General features: G+C 33.5%; 4 protein-coding genes. All 4 read right to left on the bottom strand.

Translation table 11 applies throughout. The annotated features are described in order from the left end of the window. Positions 1–532, bottom strand: a 532-nt coding sequence (locus C9J34_RS21245; RefSeq protein ID WP_153062668.1) for a hypothetical protein, incomplete at its 3' end; no start/stop codon positions are given. A gap of 1 nt (position 533) precedes the next feature. Further along, positions 534–2,066: a dynamin family protein gene (locus C9J34_RS21240; RefSeq protein WP_107842154.1), complete on the bottom strand. Its 1,533-nt coding sequence runs from the start codon at positions 2,064–2,066 to the stop codon at positions 534–536. Beyond that, positions 2,044–3,669: a dynamin family protein gene (locus C9J34_RS21235; protein ID WP_107842153.1), complete on the bottom strand. Its 1,626-nt coding sequence runs from the start codon at positions 3,667–3,669 to the stop codon at positions 2,044–2,046. Before C9J34_RS21235 ends, C9J34_RS21240 begins: the two co-directional genes overlap by 23 nt. Positions 3,670–3,683: 14 nt before the next feature. After that, positions 3,684–3,809 (bottom strand): hypothetical protein, encoded by a 126-nt coding sequence (locus C9J34_RS22720; RefSeq protein ID WP_274523381.1) that lies wholly within the window; start codon positions 3,807–3,809, stop codon positions 3,684–3,686. Between the last annotated feature and the right edge of the window lie 1,617 nt (positions 3,810–5,426).

The raw sequence follows: 5,426 nt of genomic DNA, 5'->3' as shown, positions 1-5,426 counted from the left end.
AGTTAAATATATCTAAATATCTTACACTTCCTTTGGATCTAATAATTTCAATATACTTTTCACTAGACATACCTAAAATCGCCTGCGACAACATGACAAGCTCTTTAAATAGTTCTTCGTCTATCCCAAGCACATCAATAACTTCACTTAAAAATTCAAGTTGTTTTGAATTTGGTTTTTGAGAACAATTTGTCATGACAAGCCCATCAACAACAAAATTTTGTGCTAATCTATTCCCTACGAATTCTTCATAAAATTCCTTAGCAAACTGCTCATCAATGATTTGCGCCTTTTGCATAACCGTTTGAATAGAAGCATCTAAGCCAATCCCTTTAATGATACGTTCAAGAAAAATAATTTGTTCACGCATTGGCTCATTTTCATATTGAAGAATAACCGCAAGCATCGTACAATAAAGCTCTTTAGCATAATCTGCAGCTTCTTTTAATGGATGTGTATCGAACGGAATCCGAGTTGGCAGTTCCTTCTCGTAAAAAGCTCTAATCTTTTCTACGTTTTTTTTTATTGTCATTTTATCGCTCCTCTAATATCGACATTGCAACTGCAGTAAGTTTTTGTGGTCTATTAAAAAAATCATTAAAACGAACTTCCTCCGGCTTAATAACTAAATTTTCCTCCAACACTTTTTGCAACACTTTCTTATAACGCCCCTGTCCTTGTTGTTCAAAAAACCTTGGCTCAACATTTGATAGTGTTGTTCGAATAATGTTCTCTACATCAAACTTAGCTTTACTTTGATGCTGCTCTTTATACTGTTTTAACAATTTCATCGGATCTTGGATTTTATCCTGCAACAAATCAATTTCTTCAGGCTCTGGCATTTCAATTCCAACCTGGTTTGCTACATATTTTAATTCTGTAAAGAAATCATCTTGTAATTTCTTTAGCTTTTTTTGTGTATCTTTTAAAATTTGTAAACGGTATTTAATTTCACCTACTAGTGAAGTTAAGTAATCTTGAACATCCTCTGAACTTAATGTTAATGCTTTGTTTAAACGATTTAAGCGGCGATTTTCTTCTGAAATTTGTTCTTCGTAATATTCACGACAGCCGACAAATAGTTTTTTAAAGTGATAAGCAAATGTTGCCTCTTGTCTTGCAGCATTCCAATGTTGTAAATGCTCAATAATCTTTTCTTTATCAAAGTCCTGTTTCTTGCTGCGAGAAAATGCAAAAACATCTGTATATCGAACACCTTTTAAATCAAGTACATTTTTAATTTTTTTGATAATTTCAGCGAGTTCAGCTTCAGCCTTTTTATCAGCTTTATTTACAATGATACACAGAGGGATTTCAGCATAAAGTGTTTTGATGAACTTGATATCTTCCTCAGAAATTGTGCCGAAATCTGCTGGTACAAACCACAGAATATAATCAGCAGTGTTCAATTGTGCGCGGGCAATCTTTTCGTCAGTTTTAGCAGAATACCCATCATGATCGGCTTTAGAGTAGCCAGGAGTATCTAAAAACGCTATATTAGTAAACGTTTGCTCTGGAATTTGCACGAATAGATTTTTTAAAATATGTCCAAGAGTAATTTCTTCTGAAAGAATTGTATCTTGCTCATTTTCTAACTGTCCAAATCCATGTGCAATTCTTTTAATATCAGTAAGCGTTAAATCCATTTTGGCATTAAACACATTAATCCCTTTAACAGCTGTTTCATTACTATGAACGATGTATGTCGGTACAGATGTGGATGGATCAATTTTTGCAGGCAATACTTTTGTACCGAGTAAAGTATTTAAAAAAGTAGACTTCCCGCTACTAAAGCCTCCACCTAGTGCCACAACATACTTTCCGATTAATGGTTCGTATAAAATAAAATCACATAATTTATCAAATTCTGCTTTAAAGTCAAAATAAAGCTCTGGAAAGTTTGGTGGCGCTAACTGTTCAATTTCTATTGGTAAGGATTCATATATTAATTTTTCTAGATTTCTTAAATTCACACTAGAAACCTGTCCTGTATTTGGACGTGTAATGTTTTTTAGCAAGTCAAAATGGCTAGCAATCTCCTCGTTATACTGCGCTAACAGTGTCATATAATATCCCCCTTACTTGCTGTAGATCTGTTGTTAGCTGTTGTTTTAACTGCTCCTGCTGTACTTGCTCCCGCTCTTTTTGAAGGCGTAAATCTTGTAATGCTTTTTGTAATACATCATGTTGCTTACCAACTTCAGCTTGAATCATTTCATGTACTGATACTGTATAGTTTTGTAGCTCTTGTCCAACTAAAATACCCGCCTCACGAACAACTGATGGGATAATTTCACTCGTAACCTTTTGCTCTGCTTCCTGACGTAAATCATTTTGACGTTTTTTCTGGAATAATAAATCAGCTACAAGCGTGACAACACCTAAAATGATTCCTCCAAGTGGACCTGTTAGAGCAACTCCGATAGCCCCTAAAATAAGTGGTAACGACTTCAAAGCAAGGTCCTTGACCATTTGATCAGCCTGTACTTTAAATTGATCGAGTTGTACTGTTGAATCAACTGAAATATCAAGCTGTATTGCGTGTGTTAAGTTTTGAAGATGCTGCTGTAACTTTGGTTCAAATTCTTCTTTTAATCCTGCAGTTACAGCTGTTCGAACAATTAGATTTAATTTGGACTGTATATCAGCTCCTCTTATTAATTGAGAGACAAGTAATTCTTGATTACTTACAAGTTCTTGATCAATACGATTTTGAATTGCCTGTATAGCAGTCCCTAATTGTTTTTCAAATCGTTGTTGTTCACGTTCTATTTTTGTTTGAACATATTCTATTTCACGTTTAATTTTCTCCTCTTTTTCATCTAATTCAGAAACGGATAATGAGGCCCCTTTAAGCATTTCCTCTATGTACTGTTCTGTAGTTTTTGCATGTTGCATGAGTTGATTTGTAAATTTTTTATTAAAAATTGTGCGGCTATTTTCCTCGATATCTTTTAAAATTTCATGCAAGCCATCCGTATTTCTATTACGCTTTGACCAAATAGAAACCGTTTTCTTAGGAGCAAAACCAAGTAATTGATGTATACTTCGCTCGATTGCAAAAAGATTTTCAGTTAGTACTTCCTCTGATACTTTATCTGACTTTGTAACACATACATAAACTGGTACGTCAAATAAACTTAGTTCCTTCAGAAAATCCGCTATACTTTCCTTTACAACTGGTTCATCTGCAGCAAATGTTAAAATGTATGCCAAACTTTTATGTAGGTATTGATCAATCGCTGTATTGTGTGCATGTATACCTGAGTCAAAACCTGGCATATCAACGATCTCTATTGTCGGAAATTCTTTAAGACACGTATTAGGTAACTGTACTGAAATGAAATCTGTTTCGTTAATTGTAAATTCTTGATTTAATAAATCATCTAGAGAAATAACCTTTTCAACGTTCTTTTTAACTGCTTTTACCTGTGTAGTACCATAAGAAATTTCTGTTGGTACAGCGGTCTCTGCTGTAATATTTGTACGTAGTAATTTCTCTCCTAAAAAAGCGTTAATCATTGATGTTTTACCTGTGCTAAATCCACCAATTACAGGGGTTGTTACTTTAAAAGTTTGCATATGCTGAATATCTTTCTCGATTGCTTCAACTGGCAAATCGTATTTCAAAAATAAGTTCTTAATCATTTCATAATTTTGATTTAACATATATATTCCGCCTCTCAATATCTTTGCTCCCAGCTACTACATGAAGTCCAAGCTGCACGTTCATAGTGATGCTTATAACAAGTTTGTTTTTCATTCGGTTCAAACATGAAAAAGTTAGGTGAGTTAACTTTCGGTTTCACCTGCAGACCACCTACTGGTCCGTTCCAGTGGCGACACATTGCGCAAATTTTTGTTCTGGGGTTTGTTAATTTCGACGTCATGTATTCACTTCCTACTTTATTAATTCCTCTGTACGTTCTATATTTCAGATACATTGCCATAGTACAGAATCATTGCTTTTTTAACCTATTTAACGTTTCAACTTGTGCAGCAGAGTTACAAACAATCAAAATGGATATTACTAAATTTCTAACATTGGTATTCATACTTTGACCAGATTAAAGTTTACGACCACTATCACTTAATCTCACGTAATCTCTTAATCTTTTTTAGAATCCACCGTTATTAAATTCGATTGCTCTTCCGATATATTTTACCGTTACATTTTCAGTCGCTTTATAGAGGCCGATTTATTTATTATCAAGCTTCAAATTTTCAAGCTTACCTACAACGAACCCACCGTTTATTCGATTGATCTACTGTATAGATTCAAATTTTCAATTCACTATTATTATTTCCTTAACTTCTTTCAACTGATGGTGAGCGTCTATCTAATTGGGCTTGTTTTTTGGAAGCTTCAGATGCTACATTAGCCCGCTACTTAAGCAATTAGGGTAGGTGCTTCCTTAATCGCTTTCTTTGCTAGCTTCCCTAACCTGTTTTTAATAACATCATGTCCCCCTCACTTTCAAGCTGTTATCTATTTATATCGGTAAACGGTCGAGTACGGCTTGTGGTGAAGGTCCAATGAATTTGCATTTTACGTTTAGTAGCTCACCTGTATACATAAAATGCACACGTTTGCGGAAGTCGTCTTCTTGGTTGCACTCGTAATACGGGACTTTGAATGAAGTCGGCGTTTGCTGAACTTTTTAATACGATCAGCACGATAAATCAATGGATAATCAAAATCAGTATTCAATTGAAAAGTTATTAAGTAAAAATAATATTCCGAAAAATACTGACTGATTTACTTTTCGTTCATTCTCCTGTTAATCAAATTAACGTTTGTAATGAATTGTGATTACTTTTTTCGATTGAATGACGAGAGATAGTTGCCTTAATGTATTGAACAGGTTTTTTTTGGTTTAACTCAACGTATAAATACTTTTTATTTGCTATCAATTGCTTAGTAATAGATGTTCTTCTTTTCTAGCAAGTTGTGTGAGCTTATTGATAACAGAAGCCAGTTCATGCTTCGGTAATGCTATTGGATTAATTAACACTTTTAATATAGCGAAGATTTCCTCGTCTGTTAACCAAGCAGGATCTTTGTTTTTAAAATATACACATTTTTTTGAACGATATAATCCATGTATTCATTGTTTATTCCCGACTTAATAGAAGTCCGGAAGCGATTAATACCACGTTAAATCGACTTTTCACTGATTTAGTAACGCCCCTTATTTTCTGAATTATTTAAGTTATCAAACATAGAAAAGGTGATATTTATCTGTAATTCTTTTTCTAGATTAATTACATCCTCTCGTTAATTTTATTTTACTATTGTACTTGGACATAATGTGACTATTTGAATAATTAATGTAAAATACATGTTTCAATTGTACCTTTATTTTTATTTTTATGTAATATTTTGTAATATATAAGTGCTAATATAATGCCATTCCAACATATTA

This window comes from Metasolibacillus meyeri (assembly GCF_003049505.1).
Taxonomy (GTDB): domain Bacteria; phylum Bacillota; class Bacilli; order Bacillales_A; family Planococcaceae; genus Metasolibacillus; species Metasolibacillus meyeri.
Note: the sequence above shows the minus strand (reverse complement) of the source record. Positions and strands in the feature narration are given on the sequence as shown.